Raw genomic sequence first — 16,426 nt, forward strand, 5'->3', positions numbered from 1 at the left:
AAGATGATTACCGTACAACAAAGGATCACCGGCGCATTTTATGGTCAGGCGCTTGGCGATGCCATGGGCATGCCGTCAGAACTCTGGCCGCGAAGCCGCGTGAAAGCACATTTTGGCTGGATTGATCGTTTTCTGCCCGGCCCGGCAGAGAATAACGCCGCCTGCTATTTCGGCCGCGCCGAGTTCACCGACGATACATCGATGGCGCTGGCGCTGGCCGATGCCATCATCCGTCATGACGGAGAGATCGTCGCTGAAACCATTGGTCTTAACATCCTGCGCTGGGCAGAAGGGTTCGACGCGTTTAATAAAAATGTTCTGGGGCCCACATCAAAAATCGCGCTGCGCGCATTACAGGCCGGCCAGCCGATCAGCGCGCTGGAAAACAACGGCCTGACAAATGGGGCGGCGATGCGTATTGCCCCGCTGGGCTGCCTGTTACCCGCGCGAGATTTGCACAGTTTTATTGATGCGGTTGCGCTGGCTTCCAGCCCCACCCACAAGGCCGACGTCGCGATTGCCGGGGCAACCGTGATTGCCTGGGCCGTTTCCCGGGCGATAGAGGGCGCAGGCTGGAGACAGATTCGTGACGCGCTGCCTGCCGTCGCGCGTGCGGCGCAGGAGCGGCAGATAACCACCTTTAGTGCGGCCATGTCTGCGCGCCTTGAGCTGGCGTTTTCGGTGGTTGAACAGGGGCGCGGTGTTGAATCCACTATGGAGAACATCTATGCCCTGGTGGGAACAGGCACCAGCACCATCGAGTCCGTGCCCGCCGCCATCGCGATGGTTGAACTGGCAGGAACCGATCCCAACCGCTGCGCCATTCTTTGCGCCAATCTGGGCGGCGACACGGACACCATTGGTGCGATGGCGGTTGCCATTTGTGGTGCGCTTAACGGTATTGATGCCATTGACCCTGCGCTCCGACAGCAGCTGGATAGCGTAAATAAACTGGACTTTGAAAGCTACGGCCGGGCGTTTACCGCTTTTCGCCTCAAGCGGGAGGCGGCGCATGGTTGATTCCCAGAGCGTGGCAACATTAGGCAACCGGGCCCCGATCGTCGTACTGGGCGCCGCCGTCGTGGATGTCATCGCCCGCGCCGAGCAGCTTCCCCAGCGCGGCGGCGACAGCGCGCTGCAGCAGCAAAGTATCAGCGTGGGAGGCTGTGCGTTGAACGTGGCGCTGGCGCTGCACCGCTTAGGTATGGATGCCGTTTCTGCGTTACCGCTCGGCCAGGGCGTCTGGGCTGAGCTACTCCGGCAAAAGCTTGCGGCCTGTGGACTGACCAGCGTCACGGAAACCCACAAGGGCGACAATGGCTGGTGCCTGGCGCTGGTTGAACCCGACGGAGAACGCACGTTCCTGTCGGTGGCCGGGGTGGAGAACCAGTGGGATGAGGCGATGCTGGCCTCTGTTCCGCTTCACGCAGAAGGCTGGCTGTATCTGTCGGGTTATCAGCTCATCGGCAAGAATGCGGAAACACTGCTGTCCTGGCTGGAAGGGCTGGCAAACAGGCCGCGGCTGGCGATCGATTTTGGGCCGCGTCTGCCTGCGATCGCGCCGGATCACTGGCAGCGCGTGATGGCGCTGCAGCCGTTGATTACGCTTAATCGCCAGGAAGCCGAACACGTCTGGCACCAGCGTTTGCAGCAGGACGGGTCTTTTAACGCGCAGGCGCTGATTACCCAGTGGGCAAAACATTTTGCCAGCCCGCTGGTGGTCAGGCTGGATAGCGAAGGCGCAGGCTTCAGCCATCACGGACAGTACGGCTGGATCGCAGCATTCAAGACGGCGGTGGTCGATACGATTGGGGCCGGTGACAGCCACACGGGAGGATTACTGGCTGCGCTCGCATCTGGCTGGCCACTTGATAACGCAGTGGCGCTGGGGAATGCCGTCGCATCATTCGTGGTTGCGCAGCGTGGAGGCGATACCGCCCCCGACCGTGCAGCGCTGATTCGCCACTGGCAGCAGTGCCTTACTCGGCAATAAACACGTACAAATCACTGCGACAGTAGCTGATGCTGTATTCCAGAGGACGATCGCGCGCATCCAGCGCCAACTGCTTAATCACCAGTACGGGAATCCGCTCGGGCAGGGCAATGAGGCGCTGTAATTCCGCATCCGGCATTTGCGCACTGACGCGACTTTGCGTTTTCACCGGCTGGATCTGGTGGCGGCGAAAATAGTCGTACAGCGAAATACCGATGTCGCTGGCATCGTTGATCAAATCGCACGGCACCCAGGACGTTTCCACGGACACGGCCTGTTGATCGACATAACGCAGGCGCTTCAGCAAATAGACCTCACTGTCCGGGGGCAGCTGCAGCTTCTGCGCAATGTCATCTTCGCAACGGATACGATGTTTTTGCAGCCATTCCGTATCGGGCTTTTTACCCCGTAATACGACCTGCTGTGAAAATCCCTGCGGCTCTTTCAGTGAATATTCCAGTGCGCGACAAATCTGCGTGCCATAGCCACGCGAGCGATGAACAATCCCTTCCTGAGAGAGCGCATCCATCGCTTTACGCACCGTGATGCGGGAAATCCCCAGAGAGTGAGAAAATTCGCGCTCGCTGGGCAACACCTCTTCGTGACGCAGCAATCCGTCGCGCACGGCGTCTTTAATCACCTGCACGAAACGTTTATAGAGCGGGGTTTTGCTCTCGGCGCTGAGCACGCTGCTCAGATGACTGAAAAGGGCATTATGCTGTGATGTCATTATTCTCGTCTGGGATACATAACCTTATCTGCTGGAATTCTATACTATCTCTCTTATCGCCGTACTGCTTTTGCAGGCTGCAAGTTGAGGATAGTCAAATGGAAACCTATTCACCCCAGGTAAAGCAACATAAACGTGCGCTGGTTGCGGGTTCGGTTGGCAACTTTATTGAGTGGTATGAGTTCGCCATTTACGGCTTTCTCGCCACGCTGATTGCGCAGAACTTTTTCCAGTTACAGGGCGAGTCGGCCTTGAGTGGGCTGATTCTCACCTGGGCCTCCTTTGCCGTTGCATTTTTCTTTCGGCCACTGGGTGCGCTGGTGTTTGGCCGTATCGGCGATCGCATCGGCCGCAAACCGACGCTGATTATGGTGCTGGTGTTCATGACGCTGGCGACCACGGCCATTGGCCTGGTGCCGACCTATGCCTCAGTGGGCATCGCAGCACCGTTAATCCTGACCGGGCTGCGTATCCTGCAGGGGCTGTTTGCCGGAGGAGAATACGGCGGTGCGGTCTCCCTGATGACGGAATTTGCGCCGCGAGGCAAGCGCGGCCTGTATGGCGCGTGGCAGTCGCTCACGGTGGCGCTGGGCCTGCTGGCTGGCGTCGGGCTGGTGGCGCTGTTGTCGTTTACGCTCAGCCCACCAGCCATGCTGGCCTGGGGCTGGCGCATTCCGTTTATCCTGGCATTACCGCTGGGCATGGTGGCGCTCTGGCTGCGGCTGGCAATGGACGAAACGCCCGGCTTTGTCCGTCAGCAACAGCAGCAGAAGGGGGGCAAAGCCGCACCGCTCCAGACGTTGAAAACCATTCTGCTGGCCGTGGCGCGCGTGATGCTGTGGTCAGCGGCGGGTTACACTTGTCTGGTCATTATGCCAGCCTACCTTCAGTCCGCCCTGCACACCGGACTGCACCAGGCGCTGGCGATCGCCGTGATTTCCAATCTGGGGTTTGCCTTGACCATTATTCCGGCGGGGATACTCAGTGACAGGATAGGGCGACGCCGGGTGATGGTGGTGGCCAGCGTACTGTTGCTGTTACTGGCGATGCCGCTGCTGAAGGTGCTGCAGGCGGAAACGGTGGCGTTACCCAGCAAAGCGCTGGTGGTGTTTATTGCAGGCGGTGTGGTGGGCTTACTGGCAGGGCCGGGGCCGGCGATGCTGGCCGAAATGTTTCCCACACGGGTTCGCTACACCGGACTGGGATTGGCTTATTCGCTATCGAATGCCGTTTTCTCGGGCTGTGCGGGGTTGATTATTACAGGGCTGGTCAAGCAGACGGGCAATCTGGATATTCCGGCGTGGTACATGATGGCAACAGCGTTGGTAACAATACCGGCACTGATGACGTTAAACAAAGACGATCATCTGCGCGATCTGGTATGAGGGTAAAACGGGAGCCAACGCTCCCGTTTTGAGACTTATTTGCGGCCCAGCAGGAAGCCAAGTACCACGCCAACGCCAGCGGCTACGGCCAGACCCGCGAACGGGTTAGACTGCACCTGATCCTTGATGCAATCAGCGGCATCACGTGCGGCGTAGGATGCCTGATTGGTGTAGCGGCGTGCTGCACCACGGGCACGGTGACGCGGGGAGTCGGTAACTTCACCCCATTGTTGCTCTGCGGCACCGGCGACTTCTTTCACTGCATCTTCAATTTTTCCTGACATGCTTCATCTCCTTGGTTATCACAGTCACCTAAAGCGTAGCAAAGCTTAGCCGTCGTGCTGCCCCAGGGCGCATTAATCTTCTGTTCAGGAGGCAAAGGTCAGGGGAAAATATCTGCCACCGCGTCATATCGCTGGCCTGAGAGGCGCGCAGGCAGAGGCGTGAAGCGGGGAAATGCGGCAACTCGCCAGTGGCTAATGTGTGCAGGGAAAAATCATTACCAGCTGTTTCACAAAACGGCATTGCCCGGAGCGGAGATGTACTGAGGGTACCAGCTCACCAGAAAGTGGCGAATATGGTCGAAGCACCATTCCGCATCCTCCGACTGAGGGCAGTAGTACTGGATTGTGATTTTTTCATAGCGGCGCTGACGTTGCTGCAGCGGCGACCAGCCCCAGTCGAGTACAGCACGGGCATAGTTGACCAGCGCATCCGCTGCCAGCCCATGCTGTTGCGCCTGCTCTTTGAGATAGGTGTAAAACGCGGTTTCCAGCTGCAGCGTCTCAGCATGTGAATGGCCAGGCAACTCGGGACGAAAGGCGATATCAATAAACCCGCACACCGCGTTTTCCTGCTGTTGCCAGTCGCAGGCCAGCGTCATGAACAGCCCGTCCTGAAGATTCACCTCTTCCACCAGACGCTGCAGGTTTGCTGAGTGGCGCAGCACCGCAACCTCTTCAAGGCGCTCTGTTTCCAGCGTTAAGTCGATGCCGCAGGGATTGACCGTACCGTCTTCATTGCGGGTCGCCGGGAAGGGAAAATCGATATAGCCGTTGTTATCCAGACGCTTTTCCATGTGAAGGATGACCTGTCTCTTGACGTTTCCTGACACTATACCATTCTGCGCCCGGATTCACCCCTCTACGGGCAGGTCCAGGTGATCAGGGTATCCTGATAGGGATTGATGAGCCGGAACTGCTTGTCCGACAGGCGTTGCGCATAATAACCCTCACGCGTGACGGCGGAAGGAATGTACTGGAAGCGATCCTGCGACTGCAGCGGACCGCTCTGCACGCTTGCGCCGTCCCGACTGACGCTAAATGAGGTGACCAGATCGAAAATCGTCCCCTGGGTCTGGCCCAGCGACTGACCGTAAAGGGTGCTGAGCTCGCCCGGGCATTCCACGCCTTTCGGCGACGATGAGCAGCCCGCAAGCAGTGCCATAAAAATGAAAACTACCGATCGCAACATATCCTGTCCCTGCCCAAGTCCATGAAAGCGGTGAACGATTCTATCCTGTTGCGCCGCAAATAACATGATCATAGCAGTTCTGCGACACAGGCTGATTTGTGCTTTGCTCAAAGGTTAAGCAACAGAAATGCAAAAGATGACTTTGAGGTGGAATAAACGTTATTCTTGCCATCTTTGCGCATCGCTTAAGCAAATTCAGGGATAAATGATGAAAGAAGAAGAAGCCAGCCTAATGATTATTCGCCACGCCATCGAATCGCTGGATGCAGAAAAAAGGCAGCAGGTCATTGCCTGTGCCGCTGAAATTCGCGATGTGATGAGCAGCTTCGACAGCGAACACGCCGACCTGGCGTTAATGTTGGTCGCAGCAGAAGTGGCTGCAGACTAATTGAGCCGTGGTTTACCCGATGCCATCCCGCCCGTTCGGTTTTCTGGTGGTGCGCAGGGCAGGTGAGCGGCTGTCTCTCCGGCACGCCTGAATCCCTGCGGCAACCTGTCCCGTCCTGCTCTGCCTGGCTTTTATTGTGATAAACTCCCCTGACAATGGGAAATGACGTATTCAGCGGAGGAAATCAGATGAAAGCAGTCCGTCTTGCCCTGTGCCTGTTGGCCTGTTATAGCGCGTCAGCGTGGAGCGAAAGCGAATTCCAGATCCATTGTCCCGGTCGGCCTACCATGACCATTTCACGCGCTGAATATGGGCTGAGTACGCTCTCCTGGCCCAAACAGCACTTCCAGATTGCGGCGGGGCAACTGAACACGCAGATTGAGGGCGGTGACAAAGTGGCCATTACCCGCTTCCGCAACGGCGATCAGTTGATCGTCAACAAAAGCAATCTCGACACCTTCTTTGTCTACCATGACAGCGACGCGCTGGTGCCCTGCAGCCGCAGCGCGAAGCGTGACGTGGACGTCCTGAGCCTTGAGCGCTACGACGACAGACAACGTAACGACTCCTGATTTGCCGCGATAAGGAATGCCAATGCAGATTACCCTCACTGATAAGGTGACCAGTAAAGATCAGGATGAACTCCGGCTGGGCCTGAATGCGCATAACAGCAAATTTTTTGACGTGGACCTGATTAAACCGCTGGGGCTGTTTATCTGTGATTCTCAGGGTAAGAAGCTGGCAGGGTTAACCGGTACGACGACAGGTAACTGGTTACGCATCGATTTGCTTTGGGTCAGCGACAGTCTCCGGGGGCAGGGCACGGGAAGTCAGTTGGTGCTGGCGGCAGAAAAAGAGGCGCGCCAGCGAGGATGCCGTTTTGCCCAGGTCGATACGGCCAGCTTTCAGGCTCGGCCCTTCTACGAAAAGTTGGGCTATCACGTCCGGTTAACGCTTGGCGACTATATTCACCATCACCAGCGCCATTATCTGACCAAAATCCTGTAACTACAGCACCGCCTGCTGGCGCAGATCCAGCGGGTGCAGCTCTGCCTCGTCGATAGCGGCCAGCCAGCCGGACAGGGTCACTTTTTGCCATGAAAGATGGCCGCGCGTGGTGCTCATCAGCACCACGTCAGGGCGCAGAGTCCGGTAGAGCTCCAGCGAAGCGGCCAGTTCGGCAGGATTGCTCTCGGGCACCAGCACGGTTATCCAGCGGTCATGCTGACGCGTGAGCGTATCACCGACAAACAAGTAGGTCAGGCCGTTAGGGGAAGCGTAAAGATAGCTGCAGCTGCCGGGCGTGTGACCGGGCGTCGGCAACAGGTGAAAATCACCAAAATGCGTTTCCTGCTGCGTGAAGGTATCGTCAGGTTCGACAAAGCGGCTGATCTGCCCCAATGAGCGGCTGTGGCAGTAGAGCGCGCTGTTAAAGCGCTGCTGGATACGCGCCGCGCCGGGCGCGGATTCATGCCAGTGGGTCAGGTAATGCCGGATTATGCCGTTATCGTCCGCCAGCACTTCATGATCCAGCGGGTTTTCTACCCGTCCAATCAGTAAATTGCCGCGCGGATGACGCAGCAAAAAACCATGCATCATAATGTCTTCGGTACCTTCGGCCGGAAACTCCGGCGTTGAGATCCACAAATCGTCATACAGCGGCTTCAATGTCGATCTCCTGCAACTTCAGCTATGTGCGCAATACGGGATGTCCGCTCGCCTGTAATACAACCTGACCCTGATTCACCTGCAGCGTGGCCGTTGCACCCAGAGGTAAGGTGACGGTATCCGGAGCGTGACCGAAGTCCAGGTCGCTGATAACCGGCAGGCCGCTGACCTCGCGAATGTGCTGCCAGACCGTAGGGAAATCAAATCCGTTGTCGTACTCCGACAGAGCGGTACTGGTGAAACTGCCGGTGACAATTGCCTGCTGTCTGGCCAGCACGCCGCATTGGTGCAACTGCAGCAGCATACGTTCAATACGGAACGGATGCTCATTAACATCTTCGATAACCAGAATGCCGTTCTCAATCTGCGGCAGCCATGGCGTCCCGATTAGCGAGCAGAGCATCGCCAGGTTGCCGCCCCACAGCGTCCCCTGCCAGTGGCCGTTATCGGGTGTTTCACTTTGCCAGGCCACCTTGACTGTAGGTGATGTCAGCGCATGCCAAAAGTGCTGCAGGGTAAATTCGGATAAAACCTCAGCGCCAAAATTGCCCGCCAGCATTGGTCCACTGAAGCAAATCAAACCGGCATGTTGTAGCAGCGCTAACTGCAACACGGTGAAGTCGCTGTGCCCACAGATGGCCAGCGGCTGGTGCGCTAAACGACGCTTCAGGCCGGCATAATCCAGCGACGGCAGCAGCCGTGTTGCGCCATAACCGCCGCGCACCGCCAGCACAATATCGGGAAGGGTTGCTAAGTCAGCCAGTTCATTAATATCGCCTGAGCGCGCTTCGTCGGTGCCAGCAAAGCGCTGGAAGCGCCGCGCGATGACGGCGTCATTGTCCACGCGATGTCCTTCCGCACGCAGGCGTTCAACCCCGAGCAGGGCCGCAGGTTGATTATGGCAATAACCTGAAGGGGCAATAAGACGGATAGAACGTGACGTCATAGTAAATTCCTGAAATTAGTCAGTGACAGACTTCACGATAATGACGAAAAACCGTAAATAAGTCATCAGACTGCTGTAATTAGGATAAACGGTAATTTTGCAATTCAGCCGGCTCGGTATGATAGCTTCCGCCACTTCTGCGACGAGATAAAAAATTGCTAAAAATTCGCTACTTTGTCATTTCAGCCTTGCTGCTGACGGGCTGTGCCAGTGAACCGCCGCATACTTACGTTAAAGAGAAGAATACGCCGTTAACTCAGGCACCGCCTTCACGCATCAGTGGAACCTGGTCACTCTTTACCGAAACGGCCGCCAGCCAGTATGGCGTGGATGAAAAACTGATCAGCGCCATTATCAATGTGGAGTCCGGTGGGAACCCTGGCGTGGTCAGCCGTTCTAATGCGGTGGGATTAATGCAGATCAAAGCCTCAACCGCGGGCCGGGAAGTGTACCGCACCCAGGGGCGCCACGGTCAGCCGAGTAACGCAGAGCTGCGCGATCCGGCCAGAAATATTGATATTGGTACCGCGTACATCAAAATTCTGCAGCAGTCCGCGCTTTCGGGCATCCGCGATCCCCTCACGCTGCGTTACGCCACCATTGTTTCCTATGCAAACGGTGCTGGCGCGTTACTGCGCACCTTCTCCAGCAATCGCGATCGGGCCATTGCCATGATAAATGCCATGACGCCGGACGAGTTCTATCAGCACGTACAAAACAAACATCCTGCAGCCCAGGCGCCACGTTACCTGTGGAAAGTCACCACGGCTTACCGCGCTAACAGCTGATCCTCATGTTTTCTCCTCACCTTCCTTTTTGGCAGGTGAGGAGAGAACAGTTAAGCGGTCAGCAGCCTTGCCGTGGGATAATCTACAATCAGCACATTCACATAGCCACCCCGCAGCGCCCCGCGAATCGCCTGTGCTTTCTCTTTGCCGCCTGCCAGCGCCACCACCTGCGCGCACTGTCGCACCTGTTCCAGTTCCATGCCAATGACCGGATCCTCATCGGCGTTCAGCACGGGTCGACCCTGTTCATCAAAATAGTGCAGGCAAATATCCCCCACCGCACCGCGCCCGGCCAGGGTGCGTAACATGGTTGCGTCGTAGTAGTTACCCGAATTGCGCAGCAGCGCAGAAGGTTCAAGATCGCCAATGCCGACAATGGCTAAGTCCACCTCATTAAACTTATTCAGCACTTCGGCGACGTCGGGATTGGCGGCCAGCCGCTGGCGATCCGTGACCGAGTGTTCAATGGACTGAGAGGGCAGCAGCCAGGCGGGGCAATTCAACAGCGCGGCAAGATTTTGCGTCAGTATCGTAGCCTGGACGTTTCCGTTGGCCCCCACGCCGCCCAGCAGCTGAATCACCCCTTTACAGGCGTTATTGAGAGGATGCAGGGCATCCACCATTGCACGAATGGTGCCGCTCCAGGAGGAGATGCCAATAAGTTCGTCCGCGCGCAGTCGGGTTTCCAGATAGTGCGCCGCCGCCGATCCAATCGCCTGTTTGATCTCGCCAGCGGACGCCTGTTCTGGCACATCCACCACAATGGCCTGCGGCAGCTGATAACGTTGCTCAAGCGCTTTTTCCAGTTCCGGAAAGACATTCGCAGGCGGCACCACGCTGATTTTTACCACGCCTTCTTTCACGCTGCGGTTCAGAATGCGCGATACGAACGACTGAGACAGCTTAAGTAGCTGTGCAATATCGGACTGCTTCCTGCCTTCGACATAGTAAAGTGTGGCAATTTTTACCATGAGCCGCTGTTCATCCTGCTTCGCCATTGGTTTTTTTCCTCTCGTGTTCTGCCTGCCATTGTTAACCACCCACGTAAAAATCACAATCCACGGCAATTTGTGATCATTTTCGCTTTTTATCACTTCCTGTCTGGACGGCGTCACCCGCAAGGCGCATAGTGGTTTTGAATATAAAATCATTATTGAATATATATTCATAAAGGAAAAGGACTTTGGTCTGGCAGCGCATGTAAGTGTGAGACTTTCACGCATTGCCTGTCAGCACGGGGCAATAACACCCAGCCTGAATATATATTCAGTGTGGACTTAAAATTCAATAGGTGAGCTATGAATCCTTTTATGCTTTCTGTAAATGAGCTTGAAAAACGAGCTCGGTCAGTGCGCCGCCGCATTATTCAGCTTAACGCGGGCAGCCCGGCGGGGGGGCACACCGGCGCGGACCTGTCGCAGGTTGAAATCCTGACTGCGCTCTATTTCCGCATCCTCAACTGTGCGCCCAACCGGACGGCAGATGACGAGCGTGATATCTATATCCAGTCAAAAGGTCATGCCGTGGGAGGATATTACTGTGTGCTGGCGGAAGCCGGGTATTTCCCGCTGGAGTGGCTGGCGACCTATCAACATGCACACTCCGCTTTACCGGGGCATCCGGTGCGGCAAAAGACGCCGGGCGTCGAACTGAACACGGGCGCGCTGGGGCACGGATTGCCCGTGGCGGTGGGCATTGCGCTGGCGGCGAAGAAGAGCAACAGTCGGCGGCGTATTTTTGTCGTGACCGGCGACGGCGAGCTGGCAGAAGGCAGTAACTGGGAAGCGGCGCTGGTGGCAGCCCATTACGGGCTGGATAACCTGATTGTGATTAACGACAAAAACAAACTCCAACTGGCGGGATCGACGCGTGACATCATGAACACCGATCCGCTAGCGGAGAAATGGCGTGCCTTTGGTCTGGCGGTGAGTGAATGCCAGGGCAATGACATGGCATCGGTGGTCAGCGCACTCGAACAGCCGCCGGTAAGCGGCAAACCGCGGGTGATTATCGCCCACACGGAAAAAGGGTTTGGTATCTCCTTTATCCAGGGCAAAGCTGAATGGCACCACCGGGTGCCCAAGGGTGAAGAAATCGACCGGGCACTGGAGGAGTTAAAAGATGAGTAAGGCACAACATCTGGCAGAGGTCATGGTAGAAGCATTGATGGCGGCGGTTGATCGCGGTATCGATGTGGTTCCGGTGGTGGCTGACTCCACCTCAACTGCTAAAATCGCGCCGTTTATTAAGGCGTTTCCCGGCCGGTTAATTAACGTGGGCATCGCCGAGCAGGCGCTGGTGGGCACGGCTGCCGGGCTGGCGCTGGGCGGAAAAGTGGCTGTAACCTGTAACGCCGCACCCTTTCTGATCTCCCGCGCTAACGAGCAGGTGAAAATCGACGTCTGTTATAACAATACTAACGTTAAGCTGTTTGGGCTGAATGCAGGAGCCAGCTACGGCCCGCTCGCCAGCACGCACCACAGCATTGACGACATCGCCATCCTGCGTGGATTTGGCAATATTGAAATCTACGCGCCTTCCTGTCCCCTTGAGTGCCGCCAAATCATCGACTATGCCCTTGATCATGTGGGGCCGGTTTATATTCGGCTGGATGGCAAGGCGTTGCCGCAGTTGCATGACGACGAATACCGCTTTACACCTGGGGCGATCGATCTGCTGCGCGAAGGCCATGACATTGCGCTTGTTGCCATGGGCTCAACGGTACATGAGGCCGTTACCGCCGCAGAGCAGTTGGAAAAGCAGGGGGTTTCCGCCGCGGTAATCGCCGTGCCTTCTCTTCGTCCCTGTAACACTCAGCAATTGCATAATCTGCTGAGTCACTACCGTAGCGTCATCACGGTTGAAGAGCACAACATCAATGGTGGCGTAGGCAGCCTGGTGGCGGAGGTCCTGGCCGAGAACGGCTTGCCGGTTAAGCTGTTGCGTCTGGGCATTGCGGATGGCGAGTACGCCATCGCCGGCGATCGCGCCTCTACCCGGGCCTGTCATGGCATTGACGCCAGCAGCGTGGCGGCCCAGGCGCTGCGCCTTTGCACAGGAGGCTGACGATGCATGAGTCCGTGATTCTGGCTATTGATGAAGGCACCACCAACGCCAAAGCGGTCGCCGTAAATCGTCAGGGAAAAGTGGTGGCGCGGGCCAGTCAGGGCCTGACGCTGCAGCATCCGCAACCCGGTCTGGCCGAGCAGGCCCCCATGGCCATCTGGCTGGCCGTCAGGCAGGCGATAGCCGACTGTCTTGCCCAGTGCGCCGACGCACCGGTCGCGGCGGTTGCGATCAGCAATCAGCGTGAATCGGTTTTGATATGGCAGCGTCGGGACGGCATGCCGCTCACCCCGCTGGTGAGCTGGCAGGACCGCCGTTCGGAATCGTTTTGCCGCGATCTTCATCTGTCTGGACTGGCCGGGAAGATTACGGCGCTAACCGGGCTGGCGGTCGATCCTATGTTTCCTGCCGCCAAGCTGACTGGCATGCTGGCGTCACTGCCTGACGGTTTTGCCAGAGCGGCGGCGGGGGAGTTATGTATTGGTACAGTGGACAGCTGGCTGACCTGGCAACTGTCGGCGGGAGAGTGCTTCGTTACCGACCATGCCAATGCGGCACGCACGCAGCTTTACAGTCTGCACACCAACGACTGGGATGATGAACTGCTGTCCCTGTTCAGCCTGCCGCGCGCTGCGTTGCCGCAGATTAACGCCTCAGCGGGTTGTGCGGGCGTGGTTGCCTTAACTGATATTGCCGGTCTGGCACCTGGCACCCCGATCCTGGCACGCATTGGCGATTCCCATGCGGCGCTTTATGCCCAGCGCCGTGACGAGGCGGAAGTGGTCAAGGCAACCTATGGCACGGGCTCCTCGCTGATGATGTCGATGGCAACGCCGATCCTGACCGACAATGGCCTCAGCACCACCGTGGCGTGGCACGACGGTCAACCGCGCTTTGCGTTTGAAGGCAATATTACCCACACCGGTTCAGGTGCGGCCTGGCTGGGAAAAATGCTCGGCGTCACCGATCCCCGGCAGCTGACGGCAATGGCCGAAAGCTGCGATGACAATCAGGGCTGCTATTTTGTCCCGGCCCTGTCCGGATTGGGCGCGCCCTGGTGGGATTTAAAAGCCCGCGGCATGCTGTGCGGCCTGACCGATGCGGCCACCCCGGCGGTGCTGGCGCGGGTCGCGCTGGAGTCGATTACCTGGCAAATTGCTGACGTCTTTTTCGCCATGGAACAGGCAAGCGGCGACACATTACCTGCGCTGTGCGTTGACGGCAGTGCGACACAAAATCGCTGGCTGATGCAGTTTCAGGCTGACGTCCTGCAGCGCCCGCTGCATTGCGCGCCTACCGCTGAAGCCTCCGCGCTGGGGGCGGCACTGCTGGCAGGTAAACAGCTGGGATGGTGGCAACAGGGGAGTGATATGCAGGCTCTTCAGGGCGGCAACGTCGTGATGCCGCGCAGGCAGCTGGCGCAGAAAATGCAGGACGGCTATCAGGGCTGGTTGAACGCCGTTGCCCGCTGTCGCTATCAGCCCGCATAAGGGCTGCAAGAGGATCGGGCAGCGTGCCGCGATCCTCCGTTCGTCCCGGCGCTTAACGATTCGCGCGGCGTAGCTGGGCCGCGTCGTCATCGGGAACCGGCTTAAGATCGACCGGCGGCAAACTGCCCCCGCTGAATTCGACCTGACGGATCGGGAAGGCAAAGCGTATATTGCGTTCTTCCAGTGCCGCCATCAGCTGCAGGTTAATCTCCTGTTGAATATCCATGTACTGGTTGTAGTCGGCGCTCAACACAAAATAGACCACTTCAAACGTCAGCTTCGAATCATCGAACGCCAGAAAATGGGCGCGGTCAAAGCGGGTCATCTCGATGCCCTGAATGATGGTTTTCACCTGTTCACTTATCTCACGTACCTGCTCAGAAGGGGTGGCATAGCTGATACCAAACCTGAACACGATACGGCGCTGCTGCATACGTTTGTAGTTGTGAATCGTTTGCTGCAGCAGAATGGTGTTGGAACAGACGATCTGTTCACCACTCAGGCTGCGCAGGCGGGTGGTTTTCAGGCCGATATGTTCGATGGTCCCCGCGATGTCGCCAAAGACAATAAAATCACCGTGTTCGAAAGGCTTATCAAAGCCAATCGCCAGTGAGGCAAACACATCACTCAGCACCGTCTGAATGGCGAGGGCGATGGCAATACCGCCCACGCCCAGGCTGGCAACCAGCGCCGTAATGTCGATGCCCATGTTCGATAAAATGGCCAGCAGCATCATGACCCAAACCAGCACGCGCAGCAAAATGCCCATAATCACCGTGGTGACAGGATTGCGCACATGCTGCGGATCGCGCAGCAGGCTCTTTAACCACAGACGGATACCGCCGTCGATCCACAGCGTAATCTGCACAATCAGGGCCAGGAACCAGCTGTGCGAGATCGTCGCGCGCCAGGCGTCAGGGAGATCGATAAAGCGCAGGGCGATTAGAAAGGAAAAAATCAGCAGCAAGAGCTGGCTGGTGCTGCGCAAGATCTCGACCAGAATACCGGTAAACCGGGCGTAGCGAACTTCGCTGTAGTGGGCAATATGGTTAGAGGCAAAGCGAATCAGGCTGCGCAGCAGCCAGTAAATGACAAGGGTAGCAACGATAACAACAGCGCTGTTGATCCAGAGTGTTTGATTGAAAAAAATGGACTGAAAATGACGTGAACTGAGCCAGTTTTCCATTGGGGAGATTCTCCTTGCTGGTTCCGGTTAAACGTGAAAGCAAGGGAAAGCATAGCCTGGATGCGCCGCCGGTGCGCGGCGCAGGATAAAGGGCGGATTACTGGAAGCGTTGTGCTTTGTCGCGCGCCTGGCGCTCTAAGGCAAAAATAATCTGCTGCAGCTGCCGCTCCTGATGGGGCTCAAGTGCGGTAAAACGGAAGCTCAGGCGAGGCGTCACTTTCGTCTCATTTTTATTGGTGATAATGCTGCGTTCGCCAATGTGCATAAGCTTAGCGCTGACGTTGAACTGGCCAAATTCCCCCAGTTCGACCTGCAGGCTGTTGAAATCGTCCCCGCTTTTCAGCCCTTCCGGCATCGCTTCTTCCACCAGAACACCAATGCCGCCCAGGGAGAGATCCTGTAAGCGCAGGCGCGCGGCCGTGCCGTCAGGCCACTGGCAATGGCACCAGAACTGCGGCTCCATAGGGGCGCTGATGCGGAAAAATTCCCGACGCTGGATTTGCCACAGTACGTCCGGCAGGGCGGCCTGAAAAGCAGGTAACCCCTCAAAGTCGGTTTTTTCCAGTGCCCCAAGGGCAAATTCGATTTTGGCACCGTGGGTTTCGGCGAAGACCGTGATTTCATTGCAGTGCAGCGCGTAGTCGTTATCGAGGTTATTGCTTCCCAGATCAAACACAATGCGCGTTTCATCGGCAGCCAGCATACGGCTAATAAACTGCCCGCGCGAAAAATTCACCAGCAAAGGTGTTTGTAACTGAAGCAGGTCCTTCATCACGCCAAGCACGGCCAGCGTGCCACGTTTCAGATACTGTTCTTTATCGGTTTCTTTCACTTGCTGGCTCCAGATGAGCAACGTTTTTTCACGTAATTATCCTGTTACTACCCGTTCGTTATCGGCGCACAATAATAAAGCTTTAACACAATAACCACTATCATTAACTGCTTGCGCTACATTTTTGGAAAAACGCGACTATACTTGGCGCAGTGAACCGCTTGATTAATCAGGCGATCGCCATTGACTAACCAAAAGGAAGGAGTAACGGATGGGTATTATTTCATGGATCATCTTTGGTTTAATCGCCGGTATCCTGGCGAAATGGATCATGCCAGGTAAAGATGGTGGTGGTTTCATCATTACCGTGATTCTGGGTATTATCGGTGCCGTAGTCGGTGGTTGGATCAGTACCTTCTTCGGCTTTGGCCGTGTGGACGGGTTCAACTTCGGTAGCTTCGTTGTCGCGGTCATCGGTGCGCTTGTCGTGCTGTTTATCTACCGCAAAGTACGCAGTTAACGCAGAACATGATGTAAAAAA

20 protein-coding genes are annotated in these 16,426 nt (G+C 56.8%); 11 read left to right on the forward strand and 9 right to left on the reverse strand.

What is annotated here, in order from left to right; translation table 11 throughout:
• The first annotated feature begins 3 nt into the window (after positions 1 to 3).
• The gene (locus NYE92_RS23075) at positions 4 to 1,020 is read left to right on the forward strand and encodes an ADP-ribosylglycohydrolase family protein (protein ID WP_014606100.1); all 1,017 of its coding nucleotides are present in this window, start codon (positions 4 to 6) and stop codon (positions 1,018 to 1,020) included.
• The gene (locus NYE92_RS23080; protein ID WP_014593466.1) at positions 1,013 to 1,993 is read left to right on the forward strand and encodes a PfkB family carbohydrate kinase; all 981 of its coding nucleotides are present in this window, start codon (positions 1,013 to 1,015) and stop codon (positions 1,991 to 1,993) included. The genes NYE92_RS23075 and NYE92_RS23080 overlap by 8 nt, the downstream gene beginning before the upstream one ends.
• Here NYE92_RS23080 and NYE92_RS23085 read toward each other — a convergent pair.
• Complete coding sequence (locus tag NYE92_RS23085; protein WP_013025419.1) at positions 1,980 to 2,723, reverse strand: GntR family transcriptional regulator; 744 nt, start codon at positions 2,721 to 2,723, stop codon at positions 1,980 to 1,982. The two genes, NYE92_RS23080 and NYE92_RS23085, sit on opposite strands and share 14 nt — an antisense overlap.
• Positions 2,724 to 2,821: 98 nt before the next feature.
• Between NYE92_RS23085 and NYE92_RS23090 the strand changes: the two genes are divergently transcribed.
• The gene (locus NYE92_RS23090) at positions 2,822 to 4,108 is read left to right on the forward strand and encodes an MFS transporter (protein ID WP_105077739.1); all 1,287 of its coding nucleotides are present in this window, start codon (positions 2,822 to 2,824) and stop codon (positions 4,106 to 4,108) included.
• 35 nt (positions 4,109 to 4,143) lie between these two features.
• Here NYE92_RS23090 and NYE92_RS23095 read toward each other — a convergent pair whose 3' ends face one another.
• The 3 genes from NYE92_RS23095 to NYE92_RS23105 all read right to left on the reverse strand — a co-directional run bounded on the left by NYE92_RS23095 (position 4,144) and on the right by NYE92_RS23105 (position 5,581).
• Entirely contained in the window at positions 4,144 to 4,392 is a 249-nt protein-coding gene (locus tag NYE92_RS23095; protein WP_013025421.1) for a YqjD family protein, read from the reverse strand.
• Between the two features lie 227 nt (positions 4,393 to 4,619).
• Positions 4,620 to 5,186 (reverse strand): hypothetical protein, encoded by a 567-nt coding sequence (locus NYE92_RS23100; RefSeq protein ID WP_014606098.1) that lies wholly within the window; start codon positions 5,184 to 5,186, stop codon positions 4,620 to 4,622.
• Between the two features lie 65 nt (positions 5,187 to 5,251).
• The gene (locus NYE92_RS23105; RefSeq protein WP_259019486.1) at positions 5,252 to 5,581 is read right to left on the reverse strand and encodes a hypothetical protein; all 330 of its coding nucleotides are present in this window, start codon (positions 5,579 to 5,581) and stop codon (positions 5,252 to 5,254) included.
• Between the two features lie 208 nt (positions 5,582 to 5,789).
• Between NYE92_RS23105 and NYE92_RS23110 the strand changes: the two genes are divergently transcribed.
• The 3 genes from NYE92_RS23110 to NYE92_RS23120 all read left to right on the forward strand — a co-directional run bounded on the left by NYE92_RS23110 (position 5,790) and on the right by NYE92_RS23120 (position 6,977).
• Positions 5,790 to 5,969 (forward strand): hypothetical protein, encoded by a 180-nt coding sequence (locus tag NYE92_RS23110; RefSeq protein WP_033765874.1) that lies wholly within the window; start codon positions 5,790 to 5,792, stop codon positions 5,967 to 5,969.
• A gap of 188 nt (positions 5,970 to 6,157) precedes the next feature.
• Entirely contained in the window at positions 6,158 to 6,541 is a 384-nt protein-coding gene (locus NYE92_RS23115) for a hypothetical protein (RefSeq protein WP_014606096.1), read from the forward strand.
• A gap of 22 nt (positions 6,542 to 6,563) precedes the next feature.
• A complete protein-coding gene (locus NYE92_RS23120; RefSeq protein WP_024470972.1) occupies positions 6,564 to 6,977 on the forward strand; it encodes a GNAT family N-acetyltransferase in 414 nt (137 codons plus the stop codon).
• Here NYE92_RS23120 and NYE92_RS23125 read toward each other — a convergent pair whose 3' ends face one another.
• Positions 6,978 to 7,637, reverse strand: a complete 660-nt coding sequence (locus tag NYE92_RS23125) for an MBL fold metallo-hydrolase (protein WP_064373535.1) — start codon at positions 7,635 to 7,637, stop codon at positions 6,978 to 6,980. It abuts the gene before it with no gap.
• 22 nt (positions 7,638 to 7,659) lie between these two features.
• Positions 7,660 to 8,583, reverse strand: coding sequence for a muramoyltetrapeptide carboxypeptidase (gene ldcA / locus NYE92_RS23130; RefSeq protein ID WP_105079963.1), 924 nt, complete (start codon positions 8,581 to 8,583; stop codon positions 7,660 to 7,662).
• Between the two features lie 155 nt (positions 8,584 to 8,738).
• On the opposite strand from ldcA, the gene emtA reads away from it, so the two are divergent.
• Positions 8,739 to 9,371: a membrane-bound lytic murein transglycosylase EmtA gene (gene emtA, locus NYE92_RS23135; RefSeq protein WP_014606092.1), complete on the forward strand. Its 633-nt coding sequence runs from the start codon at positions 8,739 to 8,741 to the stop codon at positions 9,369 to 9,371.
• A 50-nt stretch (positions 9,372 to 9,421) separates the two neighbouring features.
• On the opposite strand, the gene NYE92_RS23140 is transcribed toward emtA, so the two are convergent.
• The gene (locus tag NYE92_RS23140) at positions 9,422 to 10,369 is read right to left on the reverse strand and encodes a sugar-binding transcriptional regulator (protein ID WP_064373539.1); all 948 of its coding nucleotides are present in this window, start codon (positions 10,367 to 10,369) and stop codon (positions 9,422 to 9,424) included.
• Between the two features lie 300 nt (positions 10,370 to 10,669).
• Between NYE92_RS23140 and NYE92_RS23145 the strand changes: the two genes are divergently transcribed.
• Genes NYE92_RS23145 through NYE92_RS23155 form a run of 3 tightly spaced genes read left to right on the forward strand, consistent with a single transcriptional unit; the run spans position 10,670 to position 13,927 of the window.
• Positions 10,670 to 11,500 carry a transketolase gene (locus tag NYE92_RS23145; RefSeq protein ID WP_064373541.1) on the forward strand — a complete coding sequence of 277 codons (831 nt, stop codon included), beginning with the start codon at positions 10,670 to 10,672 and terminating at the stop codon, positions 11,498 to 11,500.
• A complete protein-coding gene (locus tag NYE92_RS23150) occupies positions 11,493 to 12,437 on the forward strand; it encodes a transketolase family protein (protein WP_013025432.1) in 945 nt (314 codons plus the stop codon). The genes NYE92_RS23145 and NYE92_RS23150 overlap by 8 nt, the downstream gene beginning before the upstream one ends.
• Positions 12,438 to 12,439: 2 nt before the next feature.
• Positions 12,440 to 13,927: an FGGY family carbohydrate kinase gene (locus tag NYE92_RS23155; RefSeq protein ID WP_259019487.1), complete on the forward strand. Its 1,488-nt coding sequence runs from the start codon at positions 12,440 to 12,442 to the stop codon at positions 13,925 to 13,927.
• A gap of 52 nt (positions 13,928 to 13,979) precedes the next feature.
• Here the strand turns inward: NYE92_RS23155 and NYE92_RS23160 are convergent, their stop codons facing one another.
• Entirely contained in the window at positions 13,980 to 15,113 is a 1,134-nt protein-coding gene (locus NYE92_RS23160; protein ID WP_072138690.1) for a mechanosensitive ion channel family protein, read from the reverse strand.
• 97 nt (positions 15,114 to 15,210) lie between these two features.
• Entirely contained in the window at positions 15,211 to 15,945 is a 735-nt protein-coding gene (locus NYE92_RS23165) for a flagellar brake protein (protein ID WP_014606088.1), read from the reverse strand.
• A 211-nt stretch (positions 15,946 to 16,156) separates the two neighbouring features.
• Here NYE92_RS23165 and NYE92_RS23170 point away from each other — a divergent pair, with 211 nt between their 5' ends.
• Positions 16,157 to 16,405 carry a GlsB/YeaQ/YmgE family stress response membrane protein gene (locus NYE92_RS23170; protein WP_013025436.1) on the forward strand — a complete coding sequence of 83 codons (249 nt, stop codon included), beginning with the start codon at positions 16,157 to 16,159 and terminating at the stop codon, positions 16,403 to 16,405.
• The last annotated feature ends 21 nt before the right edge of the window (positions 16,406 to 16,426 follow it).

Source organism: Pantoea sp. B566, from assembly GCF_024793925.1.
Classification (GTDB): Bacteria; Pseudomonadota; Gammaproteobacteria; order Enterobacterales; family Enterobacteriaceae; genus Pantoea; species Pantoea ananatis.

Bases quoted from the DNA above. Each gene is read 5' to 3' on its own strand.
- NYE92_RS23075 (WP_014606100.1), top strand. From the start codon at position 4: ATGATTACCGTACAACAAAGGATCACCGGCGCATTTTATGGTCAGGCG.
- NYE92_RS23080 (WP_014593466.1), top strand. From the start codon at position 1,013: ATGGTTGATTCCCAGAGCGTGGCAACATTAGGCAACCGGGCCCCGATC.
- NYE92_RS23085 (WP_013025419.1), bottom strand. From the start codon at position 2,723: ATGACATCACAGCATAATGCCCTTTTCAGTCATCTGAGCAGCGTGCTC.
- NYE92_RS23090 (WP_105077739.1), top strand. From the start codon at position 2,822: ATGGAAACCTATTCACCCCAGGTAAAGCAACATAAACGTGCGCTGGTT.
- NYE92_RS23095 (WP_013025421.1), bottom strand. From the start codon at position 4,392: ATGTCAGGAAAAATTGAAGATGCAGTGAAAGAAGTCGCCGGTGCCGCA.
- NYE92_RS23100 (WP_014606098.1), bottom strand. From the start codon at position 5,186: ATGGAAAAGCGTCTGGATAACAACGGCTATATCGATTTTCCCTTCCCG.
- NYE92_RS23105 (WP_259019486.1), bottom strand. From the start codon at position 5,581: ATGTTGCGATCGGTAGTTTTCATTTTTATGGCACTGCTTGCGGGCTGC.
- NYE92_RS23110 (WP_033765874.1), top strand. From the start codon at position 5,790: ATGAAAGAAGAAGAAGCCAGCCTAATGATTATTCGCCACGCCATCGAA.
- NYE92_RS23115 (WP_014606096.1), top strand. From the start codon at position 6,158: ATGAAAGCAGTCCGTCTTGCCCTGTGCCTGTTGGCCTGTTATAGCGCG.
- NYE92_RS23120 (WP_024470972.1), top strand. From the start codon at position 6,564: ATGCAGATTACCCTCACTGATAAGGTGACCAGTAAAGATCAGGATGAA.
- ldcA (WP_105079963.1), bottom strand. From the start codon at position 8,583: ATGACGTCACGTTCTATCCGTCTTATTGCCCCTTCAGGTTATTGCCAT.
- NYE92_RS23140 (WP_064373539.1), bottom strand. From the start codon at position 10,369: ATGGCGAAGCAGGATGAACAGCGGCTCATGGTAAAAATTGCCACACTT.
- NYE92_RS23145 (WP_064373541.1), top strand. From the start codon at position 10,670: ATGAATCCTTTTATGCTTTCTGTAAATGAGCTTGAAAAACGAGCTCGG.
- NYE92_RS23150 (WP_013025432.1), top strand. From the start codon at position 11,493: ATGAGTAAGGCACAACATCTGGCAGAGGTCATGGTAGAAGCATTGATG.
- NYE92_RS23155 (WP_259019487.1), top strand. From the start codon at position 12,440: ATGCATGAGTCCGTGATTCTGGCTATTGATGAAGGCACCACCAACGCC.
- NYE92_RS23160 (WP_072138690.1), bottom strand. From the start codon at position 15,113: ATGGAAAACTGGCTCAGTTCACGTCATTTTCAGTCCATTTTTTTCAAT.
- NYE92_RS23170 (WP_013025436.1), top strand. From the start codon at position 16,157: ATGGGTATTATTTCATGGATCATCTTTGGTTTAATCGCCGGTATCCTG.